General features: G+C 63.3%; 18 protein-coding genes and 1 pseudogene. 15 read left to right on the top strand and 4 right to left on the bottom strand.

Annotated elements, in window-relative coordinates; translation table 11 throughout:
* Positions 1–103 precede the first annotated feature (103 nt).
* Positions 104–751, bottom strand: coding sequence for a thiamine phosphate synthase (locus EN964_RS08405; protein WP_127272276.1), 648 nt, complete (start codon positions 749–751; stop codon positions 104–106).
* A gap of 134 nt (positions 752–885) precedes the next feature.
* Positions 886–1,791 (bottom strand): DMT family transporter, encoded by a 906-nt coding sequence (locus EN964_RS08400; RefSeq protein WP_127268482.1) that lies wholly within the window; start codon positions 1,789–1,791, stop codon positions 886–888.
* 134 nt (positions 1,792–1,925) lie between these two features.
* On the opposite strand from EN964_RS08400, the gene EN964_RS08395 reads away from it, so the two are divergent.
* The 3 genes from EN964_RS08395 (at position 1,926) to EN964_RS08385 (ending at position 4,087) form a co-directional block, all read left to right on the top strand.
* The gene (locus EN964_RS08395) at positions 1,926–2,405 is read left to right on the top strand and encodes an Lrp/AsnC family transcriptional regulator (protein ID WP_127268483.1); all 480 of its coding nucleotides are present in this window, start codon (positions 1,926–1,928) and stop codon (positions 2,403–2,405) included.
* 63 nt (positions 2,406–2,468) lie between these two features.
* Positions 2,469–3,197: a bifunctional 2-polyprenyl-6-hydroxyphenol methylase/3-demethylubiquinol 3-O-methyltransferase UbiG gene (locus tag EN964_RS08390; protein ID WP_127268484.1), complete on the top strand. Its 729-nt coding sequence runs from the start codon at positions 2,469–2,471 to the stop codon at positions 3,195–3,197.
* Positions 3,198–3,316: 119 nt separating this feature from the next.
* Positions 3,317–4,087: a sulfite exporter TauE/SafE family protein gene (locus EN964_RS08385; RefSeq protein ID WP_127268485.1), complete on the top strand. Its 771-nt coding sequence runs from the start codon at positions 3,317–3,319 to the stop codon at positions 4,085–4,087.
* A 32-nt stretch (positions 4,088–4,119) separates the two neighbouring features.
* Here EN964_RS08385 and EN964_RS08380 read toward each other — a convergent pair whose 3' ends face one another.
* Complete coding sequence (locus tag EN964_RS08380; RefSeq protein WP_127268486.1) at positions 4,120–4,671, bottom strand: DUF2269 family protein; 552 nt, start codon at positions 4,669–4,671, stop codon at positions 4,120–4,122.
* A gap of 326 nt (positions 4,672–4,997) precedes the next feature.
* Here EN964_RS08380 and EN964_RS08375 point away from each other — a divergent pair, with 326 nt between their 5' ends.
* From EN964_RS08375 to ruvB, 7 genes are all read left to right on the top strand, one after another.
* Positions 4,998–5,378 carry a hypothetical protein gene (locus EN964_RS08375; RefSeq protein ID WP_127268487.1) on the top strand — a complete coding sequence of 127 codons (381 nt, stop codon included), beginning with the start codon at positions 4,998–5,000 and terminating at the stop codon, positions 5,376–5,378.
* Between the two features lie 449 nt (positions 5,379–5,827).
* Positions 5,828–6,361, top strand: a complete 534-nt coding sequence (locus tag EN964_RS08370; protein WP_127268488.1) for a DUF1465 family protein — start codon at positions 5,828–5,830, stop codon at positions 6,359–6,361.
* Between the two features lie 75 nt (positions 6,362–6,436).
* Positions 6,437–6,946 (top strand): crossover junction endodeoxyribonuclease RuvC, encoded by a 510-nt coding sequence (ruvC, locus tag EN964_RS08365; protein ID WP_127268489.1) that lies wholly within the window; start codon positions 6,437–6,439, stop codon positions 6,944–6,946.
* Positions 6,947–7,002: 56 nt separating this feature from the next.
* Positions 7,003–7,272, top strand: coding sequence for an AbrB/MazE/SpoVT family DNA-binding domain-containing protein (locus tag EN964_RS08360; RefSeq protein ID WP_127268490.1), 270 nt, complete (start codon positions 7,003–7,005; stop codon positions 7,270–7,272).
* Positions 7,250–7,669: a type II toxin-antitoxin system VapC family toxin gene (locus EN964_RS08355; RefSeq protein ID WP_127268491.1), complete on the top strand. Its 420-nt coding sequence runs from the start codon at positions 7,250–7,252 to the stop codon at positions 7,667–7,669. Before EN964_RS08360 ends, EN964_RS08355 begins: the two co-directional genes overlap by 23 nt.
* Before the next feature lie 27 nt (positions 7,670–7,696).
* Positions 7,697–8,317, top strand: a complete 621-nt coding sequence (gene ruvA, locus EN964_RS08350; protein ID WP_013529140.1) for a Holliday junction branch migration protein RuvA — start codon at positions 7,697–7,699, stop codon at positions 8,315–8,317.
* Between the two features lie 43 nt (positions 8,318–8,360).
* On the top strand, positions 8,361–9,398 hold the full coding sequence (ruvB, locus tag EN964_RS08345; protein WP_127272275.1) for a Holliday junction branch migration DNA helicase RuvB: 1,038 nt from the start codon (positions 8,361–8,363) through the stop codon (positions 9,396–9,398).
* Positions 9,399–9,501: 103 nt separating this feature from the next.
* On the opposite strand, the gene EN964_RS08340 is transcribed toward ruvB, so the two are convergent.
* Positions 9,502–10,752 carry a glycoside hydrolase family 5 protein gene (locus EN964_RS08340; RefSeq protein ID WP_127269538.1) on the bottom strand — a complete coding sequence of 417 codons (1,251 nt, stop codon included), beginning with the start codon at positions 10,750–10,752 and terminating at the stop codon, positions 9,502–9,504.
* Between the two features lie 57 nt (positions 10,753–10,809).
* Here EN964_RS08340 and ybgC point away from each other — a divergent pair, with 57 nt between their 5' ends.
* The 5 genes and pseudogenes from ybgC to tolB form a co-directional block, all read left to right on the top strand.
* Positions 10,810–11,280 carry a tol-pal system-associated acyl-CoA thioesterase gene (gene ybgC / locus EN964_RS08335; protein WP_127269539.1) on the top strand — a complete coding sequence of 157 codons (471 nt, stop codon included), beginning with the start codon at positions 10,810–10,812 and terminating at the stop codon, positions 11,278–11,280.
* Positions 11,281–11,700: 420 nt separating this feature from the next.
* Positions 11,701–12,411 (top strand): protein TolQ, encoded by a 711-nt coding sequence (gene tolQ / locus EN964_RS08330; protein ID WP_013529145.1) that lies wholly within the window; start codon positions 11,701–11,703, stop codon positions 12,409–12,411.
* Between the two features lie 10 nt (positions 12,412–12,421).
* Positions 12,422–12,874: a protein TolR gene (tolR, locus tag EN964_RS08325; RefSeq protein ID WP_023811855.1), complete on the top strand. Its 453-nt coding sequence runs from the start codon at positions 12,422–12,424 to the stop codon at positions 12,872–12,874.
* 7 nt (positions 12,875–12,881) lie between these two features.
* Positions 12,882–14,039 (top strand): energy transducer TonB, encoded by a 1,158-nt coding sequence (locus EN964_RS08320; RefSeq protein ID WP_127276295.1) that lies wholly within the window; start codon positions 12,882–12,884, stop codon positions 14,037–14,039.
* A gap of 40 nt (positions 14,040–14,079) precedes the next feature.
* Positions 14,080–14,353 (top strand): annotated as a pseudogene (gene tolB, locus EN964_RS08315) (Tol-Pal system protein TolB); the annotation flags it as partial.

Here is a 14,353-nt window from a genome sequence, read left to right as displayed (position 1 = left end):
GATTTCCGGCTTGGGCTGCGGCAGGGGGATGGTCTCCGCGGCGGCAGCCTGGACCATCAGCACCGCAAGCAGAGCCTGGAGGGGAAGCGTCGCCGAGGACATTTCAGTCCTCGAAGCGCGGCGCGGTCTCGTCGAGCAGCGCGTTGGCGGTGGCGACCGCTGTCCTGGGATCGGTGCCGTCGGCAAACACGGCGCTCGACAGCGCCACGAATTCAGCGCCGGTGGCGCCCACCGCTTCGACCGAGGCGATGTCGGATCCGGCCATGACGATGCAAGGGATCTGGATCATGTCCGCCCACCATGCGCCGAGCGACAGGTTGCGCGGGTGCGGTTCGGGCTTGTTGTCGTAACCGAAGCGGCCGAAGAAGATGTAGTCTGGCCGCGTCTCGCCAAGCTCGAGCGCGTCGTCACGTGTCTTGGCGCCGCCGGTGCCGACCATCATCTTTGCCTGGAAATGCTCGATCGTCTCGGCAAGTTCGGCCTTGGAGACCTCGACATGGATGCCGTCGGCCTGGACGCGGCCGGCTATGCGGGTGTCGCCGGCGATGATGACAGCAACGCCGGCGGCTTGCGCTGCCGGCACGATCTGTTCGGCGAAAGCCTGAAAGGAGGCTTCATCCATGCCGTTCTCGGGCAGGATCAGCGAAGCGACATCGCCGCCATCGAATGCCGCGACAATACGGGCCGCCGGCACGCCGGACGGCGCGATCAGCACGATGCGACAGCGATTGGGGGGCGTTGCTTCATTCATGGTTCTTCGGGTCCCGCGTTTCGCCTATGCCGGGCGAAGATGGTTGGATTGCGGCATAGAGCAAAGTGCCCGCTTTGAACAGGCGGGCAGCCGGGATCGCGATGTTTGACCCGCCGGGCATCCGGCGGGGCGCTTCATTTGATCGGGTGCGGGCTCGCCACGGGCGGTTTGCCCTTCCACAGCGTCCAGCCGAGATTCATGCCGGCGGCGGCGATCAGGATGGCGGTGGCGCCGACGACCTGACTCAGATGCAGCCGATGGCCGAAGGCGACGACATCGACCAGGATGGCGACGACCGGATAGATGAAGGACAGCGATCCCTGCAGATGCGTCGGCAGCTTCTGGATGGCGCCGTACATCAGTATGTACATCAGGCCGGTATGGACGATGCCGAGCGTCGCCAGCATGGTCCAGCTCCAGGCATCGGCCGGAAGCTCTGCAAGATTGGCGAAAGGCGCCAGCATGACGACGCCGACGCAGACCTGGATCAGCGCGATGAGGTGCGGCGGCGTGCCCTTGAGCTTCTTGGTGACGATGGCGGCGACGGCCCAGAAGAAAGCCGCGCCCAACGCCATGACGATGCCGGTGAAATAATCCGTGCCGATATCGCCGGCATCGGGAGCCGACTGCACGATCAGAACCATGCCGGCGAAGGCGATGGCCAGCCAGGTCAGCTTGGTCAGGGTCAGCCGCTCGGCGAAGAAAAGCGCACCGAAGCCGACCAGCATGAAAGGCTGCGTGTTGTAGACAGCGGTGGCGATCGAGATCGACGCGCGCGAGAATGCGCTGAACAGCAGCAGCCAGTTGACGACGATGGCGACGCCGCCGAGCGCGGCGATGCCGATGATGCGCAGCGACAGCCTGTTGCGCAGCAATCCCAGCCCGGCGCAGATGATGAGCAGCGTCAGCGCACCGAAAGCGCAACGCCAGAACACCACATCCATGATCGGCTGGCCGGACAGGACGACGAACCATCCGATCGTTCCCAGGATGGCCATTGCGGCTGACATTTCGACCGTGCCGCGCACCGTTTCGTTCACAACAAACCTCCATATCGGTTGAGCCGCCATAATCTCATGCTGCCGCGAAGCTTTCCATCTGATTGGAAAGGGCGTATGGCCGGTTGGCCTAATTATATTAGGAGAAAACTCCAAACTATCGGGGAAAGAAAAAGATGCTGGACGATCTCGACCGAAATCTCCTTGAAATCCTGGTCAAGGATGCACGGACCTCGCTGAAGGAACTGGCCGCCCAGGTCGGGCTGTCGTCGCCAAGCGTTTCGGAGCGGCTGCGACGGCTCGAGGAGCGCGGCGTCATCCGAGCGTTCACTGTCGAGATCGATCCGCTGGCGCTCGGTTATACCCTGCAGGCGATCGTGCGCATCCGGCCTTTGCCGGGCAAGCTGCACATCGTCCAGAAGCTGATCGAGGAAATTCCCGAATTCGGCGAATGCGACAAGGTGACGGGCGATGACTGTTTCGTCGCCCGGCTGTTCGTGCGCTCGATCGGCGATCTCGACGGGATTCTCGATCGCATCGCCGACAAGGCGGAGACAAGCACCGCCATTATCAAGGCGCAGCCGATCCGGCGGCGGCCGCCGCCGCTTGACGCAACCGCCTCTCGGGATAGGGCAAAGGTCTTGCAGGCCTCCTGATCGAGTTGGGTGGAAAGCCGGCGGCCGGTTGGTTAGTGTGCCGGCCCAAACGAGGCCGGAACCATGGCGCAGAATATATACGACCGTGAGGATTTCTTCGCAGGCTACAGCCAGCTCGGCCGTTCGGTCGAAGGGCTGGAGGGTGCCGCCGAGTGGCCGGCACTGCGCGCCATGCTGCCCGATGTCGGCGGCTTGAGGGTCGTCGATCTCGGCTGCGGCTTCGGCTGGTTCTGCCGCTGGGCCCGCGAGCATGGGGCGGCGCAGGTGCTTGGCCTGGATCTGTCGGAGAAGATGCTTGCCCGGGCAAGGGCCGCCGGCCCCGATGCTGGCATAAGCTATGAGACGGCCGATCTCGATCGGCTCAGCCTGCCGGAAGCCAGCTTCGATCTCGTCTACAGCTCGCTCGCCTTGCACTATGTCGAGGATGTGTCGCGTCTGTTCGGGACCGTGCATCGGGCCCTGGCGCCTGGCGGGCGTTTCGTCTTTTCGACGGAACATCCGATCTTCATGGCGCCGACCAAACCCGGCTGGGTGATCGATAGCGAAGGCCGCAAGACGTGGCCTGTCGACCAATATCTGGTGGCAGGACCGCGCAGCACCGACTGGCTGGCCAAGGGCGTGGTGAAACATCACCGCACGATCGGCACCACCCTCAACGCACTGATCCGGTCCGGCTTCACCATCGGCCATGTCGAGGAATTCCGGCCGACCGATGCGCAAATCGCAGCCAAGCCGGAACTGGCGGAAGAGCTCGAGCGGCCGATGTTCCTGCTGGTCTCGGCTCGGCGCTAGGCACTGGCCGGCGTCGGCCGAGTGTGCCGCCGCCACGCTCATATTTGCTGTCGCTCCGCCGGGCATTCTGGGCTATTCAAGCGTCGACCCGCTTTCCCTCCGGACCAGTCCCCCCTCCCATGTCAGGCCTGCTTCTCGATCCGTGGTTCTATGCGGCTGCCATTCCGGCGGTCTTTCTGGTCGGCCTGTCCAAGGGGGGCTTTGGCGGCGCCGTCGGTTTCGTCGGCGTGCCGCTGATGGCGCTGACCATGCCGCCGGTGCAGGCGGCGGCCATCCTGCTGCCGATCCTGTGCCTGATGGACATCGTCTCGGTATGGACATGGTGGGGCGTTTATAACAGAAAGATGCTGGTCGACATGATGCCGGGCGCCGTCATCGGCATCGGCCTTGGCTGGCTGACGGCGGCACTGGTCACCGAAGAGGCGGTGCGGCTGATCGTCGGCGCCGTCGCCATCATCTTCGTCCTGCGCTGGCTCTATCTGCAGTTCCGCCATGGCGCCGATCACGCTGCCGCGCCCAACCGCGTCGCCGCCGCGGTCTGGGGCACGGTCGCCGGGTTCACCAGCTTCGTAGCCCATGTCGGCGGCCCGCCCTTCCAGGTCTATGCCTTGCCGATCCGGCTCGATCCGAAGGTTCTATCGGGCACCGCCGCGATCTTCTTTGCCGCCACCAATGCGCTGAAGCTGGTGCCCTATTTCGCGCTCGGCCAGTTCGACACCGCCAATCTGACGGCATCGGCGGTGCTGATGCCGCTGGCGCCGCTGTCGACCATTGCCGGGGCCTGGCTGGTGCGGCGGATGCGGCCGGAAACCTTCTATCCCTTCACCTATGCAACCGTCGCGGTCGTTGCACTGAAGCTGCTGTGGGATGGCATCGCAGGTCCGATGTAGAAAGGCGGCTGCGCCGCCGCCCGTCATCAGGGTCAGGCAGCGCTCGGCACGAGACGGCGGTTGCCGCCAAAGGCCAGTGTGGCGCCGATCAAGACGGCCAGCACCATGCCGGCGAGGATACCGATGTCATGCACGGTCGGCTTGAGCACCATGTCGGCAATGATGACCACCATCACCGCATAGTCGAAGCGCGCCGCGCTCATCATACGCTGGCCGATGGCAAGAACCTCTGGTGTGACGCCCTCTTTGGCGATCATTGCGCCCATGCGCTCGCCGGTCGGTTTGAAGATGAACATGCCGATCGAAAAGGTCGTGGCGTAGCCGGCCAGGCCGATGAGGATCCACAGGTCGGAGAAGCCGACCCAGAACCAGCACATGATGAGGCCGAAAATCAGCGTCAGCATCGACATCGGCGCGAAGAACCTGCCGCCCAGCTGACCGCTGGCGCGCATTGCCTGCAGTTTTTCCTCTATGTTGCCCGCCCGCTCGGCAAGCATGCCCAGCAGGAACAGCACGAAGCCGCCTCCGACCCACAGAATGGCGGTAGTGACGTGGAGGAATTTGACGATCGAGTACCAGTCCATGGGTTGCTCCTGCAGTGTTCCGGTCAGGTTGCGGCGGCGCTGATTTGCGCCGGCCGTCAGAGGAGCGGGCGTTTAGCGTGGCGCCTGTTTCGGAACGATGTCGCGAAAAACCCGGATCTGTTTCAGGCAATGAAGAAGCGGCTGAGATAGTGAACGCGCTATCTGATTTCCTGCTAATGTACGAATCGTCGGGAGGGGGTTGGCGCGACATCGTCCGGAAACATCGCCGATGCTAACGCGCTTAACGCCGGGAGCCCGGTGGCGACAACAATCGCCTGACGATCAACCCATTCCCACAACGGGAAAAGGCAATTCGGGGGACAGACATGCAAGGGGTAGCACGGAATTTCTTCACACTGGCCGTCATCTATTCGCTGTGCGGCATGGCGCTCGGCCTGCACATGTCGATCAGCCAGGATCACGGTCAGATGCCGACTCACGCCCACACAATGGTGGCTGGATGGCTGATGTCGGCGGTCTTCGCCTTCTTCTACCATTTGTTCCCTGCCATCGGGCAAAAGACACTCGCCACCGTTCATTTCTGGCTGACCGCAATCAGCGGCATCGGCCTGCTGATCGGCCTCTACTTCCTGCTTGCCGGCAATGCCGCGATCGAACCGCTGGTGGCGGCCTCCTCGATGGGCTTCTACGCAGCCATGCTGCTGTTCGCCTTCATCGCCTTGCCGGCGATCTGGAAGACGGCCTGAGCTGGACCTGGGGTAAGGTGAGGCTGTGCCGGCGATCTGGAGGACAGCCTGAGCTAGCCTAACGCAGGAGATGCTGTCCTGTTACGGCACAGTATGGCGGCGTTCGGTCAAAAAACATCCGCGCCGTTAAGGCTTCATTAAGCTTTACAGGTGTTTACTATGTTCATCCAGTGATCTGGATTCTTACCGAGTGGTTGGAGCCACTTTGTTTGACGCCTCCCTGTTAAACTCCTGAGAGCCGCCTTATCCGCGGCTCTTTTTTTGTCTTCATTTCCCTTTTTGTCCGCGTCTCAGCGGGGCCGCCCAATGGCGGCTCGCCGTTAACCTTCTGTTAAACATGTGCTTGCCTTCGCCGGTGACGAAGCGCATTTTCAAGCTTCAGTCAGATAGGGTTCCGGGTGTATCGGCAGGGAGCCGAATCGGCCGGTTGCAAGTGCAGGGGCGTATCAATGAACGAGCCTTCGAAGGGCAGTGCGAAAACCGTCAAGCTGGCGGAGCGCCGGGTTTTCTCGCAATCCTTCAAGCCGCTTTACCAGGAAGGCATGGGCCTGGTCGAACAGGCCGCCGAATATCTCGACGGCAAGGGCCGGGCCGAGGCAAAGAAACTGTCGCGGCTGGGCGCCACGCTCTATGCGGCCGAATCGATGCGGCTGACCACCAGGCTGATGCAGGTTGCGTCCTGGCTGCTTTTGCAGCGCGCCGCCAATTCCGGCGAGATGACCCGCGACCAGGTCGCGTCGGAAAAGTCCAAGGTGCGTCTCGACACCGCTTCCGCCCATGACGAAGCCGCCGGCTGGGCCGAGTTGCCCGAGGATTTCCTCGATCTCGTCACCCGCTCGCTGCGCCTGCAAGCACTGGTGCGCCGCATGGACGAGGAGATCTATGGCTCGAGCGCCTTGGTCGACATGCAACCGATGGCTCGCCGCCTCAATCCGGTTTCCGACCAGATCAGCCTGCTCAACACGGCTTTCGCTCGGGGTTAGACCTCGGTCCGTCTTCTGTTTCCGGTTTGTTCACATTTCGCTGGCATCGCTGTGGGCCGGAGGTAAACTCGGCAAATGGCGGAAGCGATTCGCATCATCGGTATCGATCCTGGGCTTCGGCGCACCGGCTGGGGCATCGTCGAAAGCCTCGGCAATTCGCTGCGCTTCATTGCTTCCGGCACTGTGAAGTCCGACGACAAGGCGGCGCTGGCAACGCGGCTGTGCCAGCTGCATGACGGGCTCGCCGAAATCCTGCACAGCGCGATGCCGCACGAGGCGGCGGTCGAACAGACCTTCGTCAACAAGGACGCGGTGGCAACGCTGAAGCTCGGCCAGGCGCGTGGCATCGCCATGCTGGTGCCGGCGCGTGCGGGGCTTGTCGTTGCAGAATATGCGCCCAACGCGGTGAAGAAGGCGGTGATCGGCGTCGGCCATGGCGACAAGAAGCAGATCCACATGATGGTGAAGGTGCTGTTGCCGAAAGCCGTCTTCGATACCGAACATGCCGCTGATGCGCTCGCCATCGCCATCTGCCACGCGCATCACCGGCAGAGCGTGGCCTACAGGATGGCGCTGGCCGGCTAGCTATGTTCTTGACTTGTTCACGCTGCAGGGATAAGTAATACCGCAGAGGTATTACCATGCGCGTGACCACCAAGGGGCAAGTCACAATCCCCAAGCCGATAAGGGACCGTCTGGGCATCGCCCCGGGCTCCGAGGTGGAGTTCGTGGCCACCGACGAGGGTGTTCGGCTGGTTGCCGTCAACGAGAACCTCTCCCAGGAAGAGAAATTGCGCAGGTTCAGCGATGTCCTCGACCAGATGGAGGGGACGTTGGATCTGGGAGGCATGACCACCGATCAGTACATGGAGTGGTTGAGGGGGCCGCGTGAAGATCTCGACGTTGATTGACACAAATGTCCTGATCGATGTTTGGGGTCCAGCCGGACCGATGAAAGGATGGTCGGCATCGGCAATCGCCTCCTGCCGCCGCGACGGCGCGTTGGTGGTCAACACGATCGTCTGGTCCGAGTTGGCGCCGCTGATTGCGACGGAAACGGCGCTTCGAAAAGCAGTCGACATGCTTGGGATGGATCGCGAACTTGTATCTTGGGACGCGGCGTTCCTTGCCGGCGTTACGCATTCCCGCTATCGCCGGGCCGGTGGCGTCAGGGAAAGAACCTTGCCCGATTTCTTTATCGGCGCTCACGCGACCGTCGCTGGACATCGTCTTTTGACCCGCGACGCTGCTCGCTACCGCAGCTATTTTCCCGACCTCGACATCATCTCTCCTGAGACGCACCCATGAGAGCCCATCTTCCATGAAAGGTCTGGCATGATCGGCAAGCTCAAGGGCACGCTGGACGAGGTCGACGAGGACCATTGCCTCGTGGACATCCATGGCGTCGGCTACGTCGCCTATTGCTCGGCGCGCACGCTGGCGGCGCTGCCTTCGCCCGGCGAAGCGGTGGTGCTGTTCATCGAGACCTATGTGCGCGAGGACATGCTGCGCCTCTACGGCTTCCAGTCGGTGCTGGAACGCGAGTGGTTCCGGCTGCTGATGAACAATGTTCCGGGCGTCGGCGCCAAGGTGGCGCTGGCCATCCTGTCGACGCTGGCGCCGGCGGATCTCGCCAACGCCATTGCGCTGCGCGATATCGCCATGGTTTCGCGCGCGCCCGGCGTCGGCAAGAAAGTGGCCGAGCGCATCGTCACCGAGTTGAAGAACAAGGCGCCGGCCTACGCCGGAACCGCCTCGGGCACCATCGGCCTGAAACAGGAACTCGGTGACGGCGTGGCATCCGCGCCCATCACCGACGCGGTCTCGGCGCTGGTCAATCTCGGCTATTCGCGCGACACCGCCGCCAATGCTGTGGCGGCGGCGCTGAAGACGGCGGGCGAGGATGCCGATGCGCCGAAGCTGATCCGCTTCGGGCTGAAGGAACTGGCGCGGTGAACCGTCGCTTGTTCAGTTCCTTGCCGTGTGCAAGGAAGGCGTCATGAGCCTGTCGCCCCGCCTGATTGCGCCGGAAAAACGCGGCGAGGATGCCGAGCAGACCTTGCGGCCGCAGACGCTCGACGATTTCGTCGGCCAGGCGGCGGTGCGGGCCAATCTCAAAGTGTTCATCGAGGCCGCCAAGGGCCGCAACGAGGCACTCGATCATGTGCTGTTCGTCGGGCCGCCCGGTCTCGGCAAGACGACGCTGGCGCAGATCATGGCGCGCGAACTCGGCGTCAATTTCCGCTCGACCTCGGGTCCCGTCATCGCCAAGGCCGGTGATCTTGCCGCGCTGCTGACCAATCTCGAGGAAGGCGACGTGCTGTTCATCGACGAGATCCATCGGCTGAGCCCGGCGGTGGAGGAGATCCTTTATCCGGCGATGGAGGATTTCCAGCTCGACCTGATCATCGGCGAAGGACCGGCGGCGCGTTCGGTCAAGATCGACCTTGCCCGCTTCACGCTCGTCGCCGCCACCACGCGGCTCGGCCTGCTCACCAATCCGCTGCGCGACCGTTTCGGCATTCCGGTACGGCTCAATTTCTACACGGTCCAAGAGCTGGAGCAGATCGTGCGGCGCGGCGCCCGCATCCTGCAAATGCCGCTTGGCGACGACGGTGCGCTGGAGATCGCGCGGCGTGCGCGCGGCACGCCACGCATCGCCGGCCGGCTCTTACGCCGTGTGCGCGATTTCGCCTCGGTGGCCGGCGACGGCCATGTCGACCGCAAGATCGCCGACGAGGCGCTCACCCGGCTGGAGGTCGATGCGCTCGGCCTCGACGCGCTCGACCGGCGGTATCTCAGCATGATCGCGCGCAATTTCGGCGGCGGGCCGGTCGGCATCGAGACGATCGCCGCCGGCCTGTCAGAGCCGCGCGATGCCATCGAGGACATCATCGAGCCCTATCTGATCCAGCAGGGCTTCATCCAGCGCACACCGCGCGGCCGCATGCTGACGGCCAATGCCTGGCGCCATCTCGGCCTCGACGCGCCGAAGGATCTGGCGCAGCAGCAGATCAACCTGTTCCAGGAAGAGTAATTTTCCAGTGCGCCGCCCCGTCGTCTCGGGCATTGGCTCAGCATTGCGTCGGTACGTTTTTTGAATGCGCCCGGAATCTTCTCGACCGATCTTGGCTGAGCGATCAATGCAGCCCGCGGATCACGTCCATTACATCCGGTTCGGCCTTGTCGCCGTTGAAGGCGTCGACGATGCCGAAGGCGCCGCCATAGCTCCACACCGCCCATGAGAAGCCGTGCGCTTCGGCGCGCCCGATCATGTCCCTGACATAGGCGGCCCGGTACTCGGCGGGCATCACATAGGCGTTGCCATATTCCTGGCGGATCATGCCGAACTCGCCCAGCGAGATGTTTTCCGGCTTGACGCCGTTGGCCTTCGCCCATGCCTCGACCTTTTTGAACGGCGCATCCATGAGGCCCAGCAACTTGTCGGGACTGTCCATGCTGGCGACCTGTTCGTCGAGATAGGCAAGCAGGCCGCTCTGCCGTGTCCACGGGGCCTCGGCCTTGATCCTGGCGCGGATGGTGTCGAGCGTCACGTCGAGCTGTGCCTTGGGCACCGCGGTCAACGGATAGGGCAGGCCAGTCACATAGGGGATGAAGTCGCCGGCCCAGGTCGCTCCCTGATGGGTGAGCAGGAACGGATCGTAGGAATGGAAGGTCCAGATGACGTTGTCGTCAGGGATCGCCTTCGGGTCGATCTTCTCCAGCGAGCTCGCCGCGGAATAGCAGGCGCCGGTCAGCACGAGGGTCAGTTTCGTCGCCGAGGATCGCGCCGCGGCGAACAGTTTGCGCTGGCGGTCCGGCCACAGGCTGGTGCCATCGCTGTCGCAGTCGACGATCGGTTCGTTCATCGGCTCGAAGGCAACCTGGGTGGGATCTTCGCCGGCCAGCGTGCGGGCCATCTTGCGGACCATCTCGACATAGGCGTCGAAGGTCCGCGGGTCGTCCATCACTTCAGCCATGCCGATCTTGCGGCTGCCGCCGGCCGGGATCAGGTGCATGTCGACGATAACCTTCAGGCCGGCGCGGTTGATCATGCGCACGGAGTCCAGCACGCTGGCATAGAGGTCGTCACGCAAGGCCACGGTCTGGTCGGACAGGAAAGGCGAAGGGTCGACCGGCATGCGCAGGAAATCGAGGCCGGCATCCTTCAGCGCCTTGAGGTCGTTCTCCCCAAGGAATTTGCGCCATTCCGGATAGGGCAGGATGGCTTCGGCGTCGCCCCACTGGTCTTCGCCGGGCCATGTGACCCATTGGTCGAGGTTGAGGCCGCGCTTCATCGAGAATGTCGCGGCCTGGCCAGGCAGCGCCAAAGCCACGAGCACGAACAGCGCCGCCGTCAAACTCTTGATCATCGCCGTCAACAGTGCCATCCGATGTTATGTTCCGCGGGAAACCGGTGCCTGGTCGGGGCTGAAAAAGGAAGCGCAATGGGCGATCATGGTGAATCGGCGACGCTGCTGGCCGGGCTTTCCGGCGCGCTGACCACGTTCGGCCATCGGCTGATGGCGCGGGTCTATTATGCCGACACCGATTTCTCCGGCGTCGTCTACCATGCGCGCTATCTCGAATTCTTCGAACGCGGTCGCTCCGACTATCTCCGGCTGACCGGCGTGCACCACACAGAGCTTGCCGATGGCAAGCATGGCGAAAGAATAGTCTGGGTGGTGCGCCGCATGGAGATCGACTTTCGCGGCCCCGCCCGCATCGACGACATCCTGACGGTCGACACCCGCACCGAGGAGATTTCCGGCGCGCGCATCTTCATGGCGCAGCAGCTCAAGCGTGGCGACGAACTGCTGGTCGAGGCCAAGGTCGAGGCGGCGATCATCGGTGAGAATGGCCGCCCAAGGCGTTTTCCCAGGGAATGGGTGGCGGCATTCATGCCGAGGGTGCGCTGATATTCAGGTGATGCCGGCCTGCAAACAGCAGCTTCCTGCGCTTCCCCGTTCTACCGCATCGCGGTAGAACTGTGCTCACGTACGAAAGTACGCTCCGCTCCGGTTCTCGGAATCTACCGCTTTCGGCTCGGCCTGACCTGAATCTCAGCACACCCTAGCGCAGCCATTGAATTGATGGCCTTGCCATTGGGCGTGGCAATGCGCCGCGCCTTATATACTAACCCATCCTTAACCATAACGGTTCATGAAGAGATTGGTGAAGATTGGCGTTATCGAACGCCTTCCTTTCACCAATATTTGCCCCGAAAAGGCCGATAACGGCACAGTTTGGGGTTGTTCCGGTAGCTTCGTGCGAACCGACCACAAGGGATGCCAGGGGCCAGCCGCCAGCTTCGCCCGGAAAATCTTAAGGACGTAACGATGGAAAATATCGCACTCGCCGACCCGGGCGCGCAATTGTCGGTTTGGTCGCTGTTCGTTTCGGCCAGCTGGGTTGTCAAGCTGGTCATGATCGGCCTGCTCTGCGCCTCGGTCTGGACCTGGGCGATCATCGTCGACAAGCTGGTTTCCTATGCCCGCATGCGGCTGGCGCTCAACCGGTTCGAACAGGTGTTCTGGTCGGGGCAGTCGCTGGAGGAGCTCTACCGCACGCTCGCCGACCGCAAGACCACCGGCATGGGCGCCATTTTCGTCGCCGCCATGCGCGAGTGGAAGAAGAGTTTCGAGAAGGGCGCCAAGTCGCCGCTCGGCCTGCAGACCCGCATCGACAAGGCGATGGACCTGGCGCTGACCCGCGAGATGGAAAAGCTGGAAGGCCGCCTAGGTTTCCTCGCCACCACCGGCTCGGCGGCACCTTTCATCGGCCTGTTCGGCACCGTCATCGGCATCATGACGTCGTTTCAGGCGATCGCCGGCTCCAAGAACACCAGTCTCGCAGTGGTTGCGCCGGGCATCGCCGAAGCGTTGCTGGCGACGGCCATCGGCCTGCTCGCCGCCATTCCGGCCGTCATCGCCTACAACAAGCTGTCGTCCGATGCGAGCAAGATAGCCGTGCGCATGGAAGGGTTCTCCGACGAGTTCTCCGCCATACTCTCGCGCCAAATCGATGAAAAAGTGGCCCCCAAGGCCTGAGGAGTAGCAGATGGGTATGTCCATGGGCATGGGAGGGCGCGGCGGGCGCGGCCACAGGCGGCGCGGCCGTCACCATGCACTGATGTCCGAGATCAACGTCACGCCGATGGTCGACGTGATGCTGGTGCTGCTGATCATCTTCATGGTCGCCGCACCGATGCTGACGGTCGGCGTGCCGATCGACCTGCCGGATACGCAGGCCAAGGCGATGAATGCCGACACGCAGCCGATCACCGTCTCGATCAACGCCGCCGGCCAGATCTATCTGCAGGAAACCGAGATCCCGATCGAGGAGCTGGTGGCCAAGCTGCAGGCGATCTCGAAGACCGGCTATGAGGAGCGCATCTTCATCCGCGGCGACAAGTCCACCGACTATGGCACGGCGATGAAGGTGATGGCCCGCATTTCGGCCGCTGGCTACAAGAACATCGGCTTGGTTTCACTGCAGGAACAGGACCAATAGACGCGCGATGAAGACCGGCCTCACCACATCGGTGATCTTGCATACGGCGGCGCTGACCTTCGGCCTGTTCACGCTGACGGCGCCGGCGGCACTTCCGTCGTCCGACGTCGAGTCGGTCGCGGTCGATATCGTGCCGATGGAAGCCATTGCGCAGACGTTGCAGGGCGACAAGAAGGCCGTGATGCATGAAAAGCCGGCCCCTGTGCCGACGCAGCGCCGGGACATCGTTCCGGACGCGCAGAAGGTCGGTGAGAACAGCGTCGACACCGACAAGCCGATAACGCCGGAAGCCAAGCCGAAGCCCGTCGACACGACCTCGGCTCCGCCGCCCGCGCCGACCCCGATCGAAAAGACGAAGCCCGAGGACGTGCCGAAGCCGCAGGAGAAGCCCAAGCCCACCCCGGCAACGGAAGTGGCGCCGGCGCCCACGCCCAAGGAAGAGATCAAGCCCGAGCCGGTCAAGCAGGCCGACCCCAAGCCGACACCGGCCAAGCCGGCGCCAACCCCGCCACCGCAGGACAAGACCGCTGCCATCGATCCGACGCCCGAGGTCAAGCCTGACGCCGTCGCTGAAGCCATAGCGCAGGAGCCGCCCGCCGAGGCGACGCAGCTGCCGGATTCCGCTCCCGCGCCGGAAGCGCGGCCGAAGCCGCAGCCGGCGCAGGCCGAAAGCGCCAAGGCGCCGGAACGCAAGAACGCCGACAAGCCGGTCAAGGAAGCGTCGTCGAAGCCGAAGTCCGACGACAAGCAATTCAACGCCGACGAGATCTCCGCGCTCCTCGACAAGCAGAAACCATCCGGCGGTGGCGCCAAGCGCTCGACCCAGCAGGCGTCGCTCGGCGGCGACAAGGATCAGGGCCAGAAGCTTTCCAGGTCCGAAATGGGTGCTCTGGAAAGCCAGCTTGGCGGCTGCTGGACCCTTCCCGCGGGCCTTGAAGGTTCCGAGAACTTCGTCGTCGTGGTGCGGTTCAACCTGGATGCCTCCGGCAAGCTGGACGGACGCCCGGCGGTCGAAACGTCGAGCGGAAACCGCCAGTTCGACGAAAGTGCCGTTCGTGCGGTGCAAAAATGCGATGTCACTGGCCTGCAAGTTCCCGCCGGCAAGCAGGACATCTGGGCCGACGTCCGCGTCACCTTCGATCCAAGGGAGATGCTGGGCCTCTAAGGCCCGGGTATCCGGAAATCAGTACGAGAAGCGAGAAGACATGAAATCAATCCTCAAGCCGCTCCTGATGGTCGCAGCAATGGCGATGGGCATGACCGCGGCCAGCACGTTGCCGGCGCTGGCGCTGGTCGAACTCAACGTCAACAAGGGCAACGTCGAGCCGCTGCCGATCGCCATCACGGATTTCCAGGGCGGCGACGCGCTTGGGGCGCAGATTTCGCAAATCGTCACCGCCGATTTGAAGCGTTCGGGTCTGTTCGCTCCGATCGACAAAAGCGCCTTTATCGAGAAGATCACCAACCCCGATGCAGCAC

The organism is Mesorhizobium sp. M7A.F.Ca.CA.001.10.2.1, assembly GCF_003998575.1.
Lineage (GTDB): Bacteria > Pseudomonadota > Alphaproteobacteria > Rhizobiales > Rhizobiaceae > Mesorhizobium.
The sequence above is the reverse complement of the archived record's forward strand: the minus strand, read 5'-3'. Positions and strand labels throughout refer to the sequence as shown.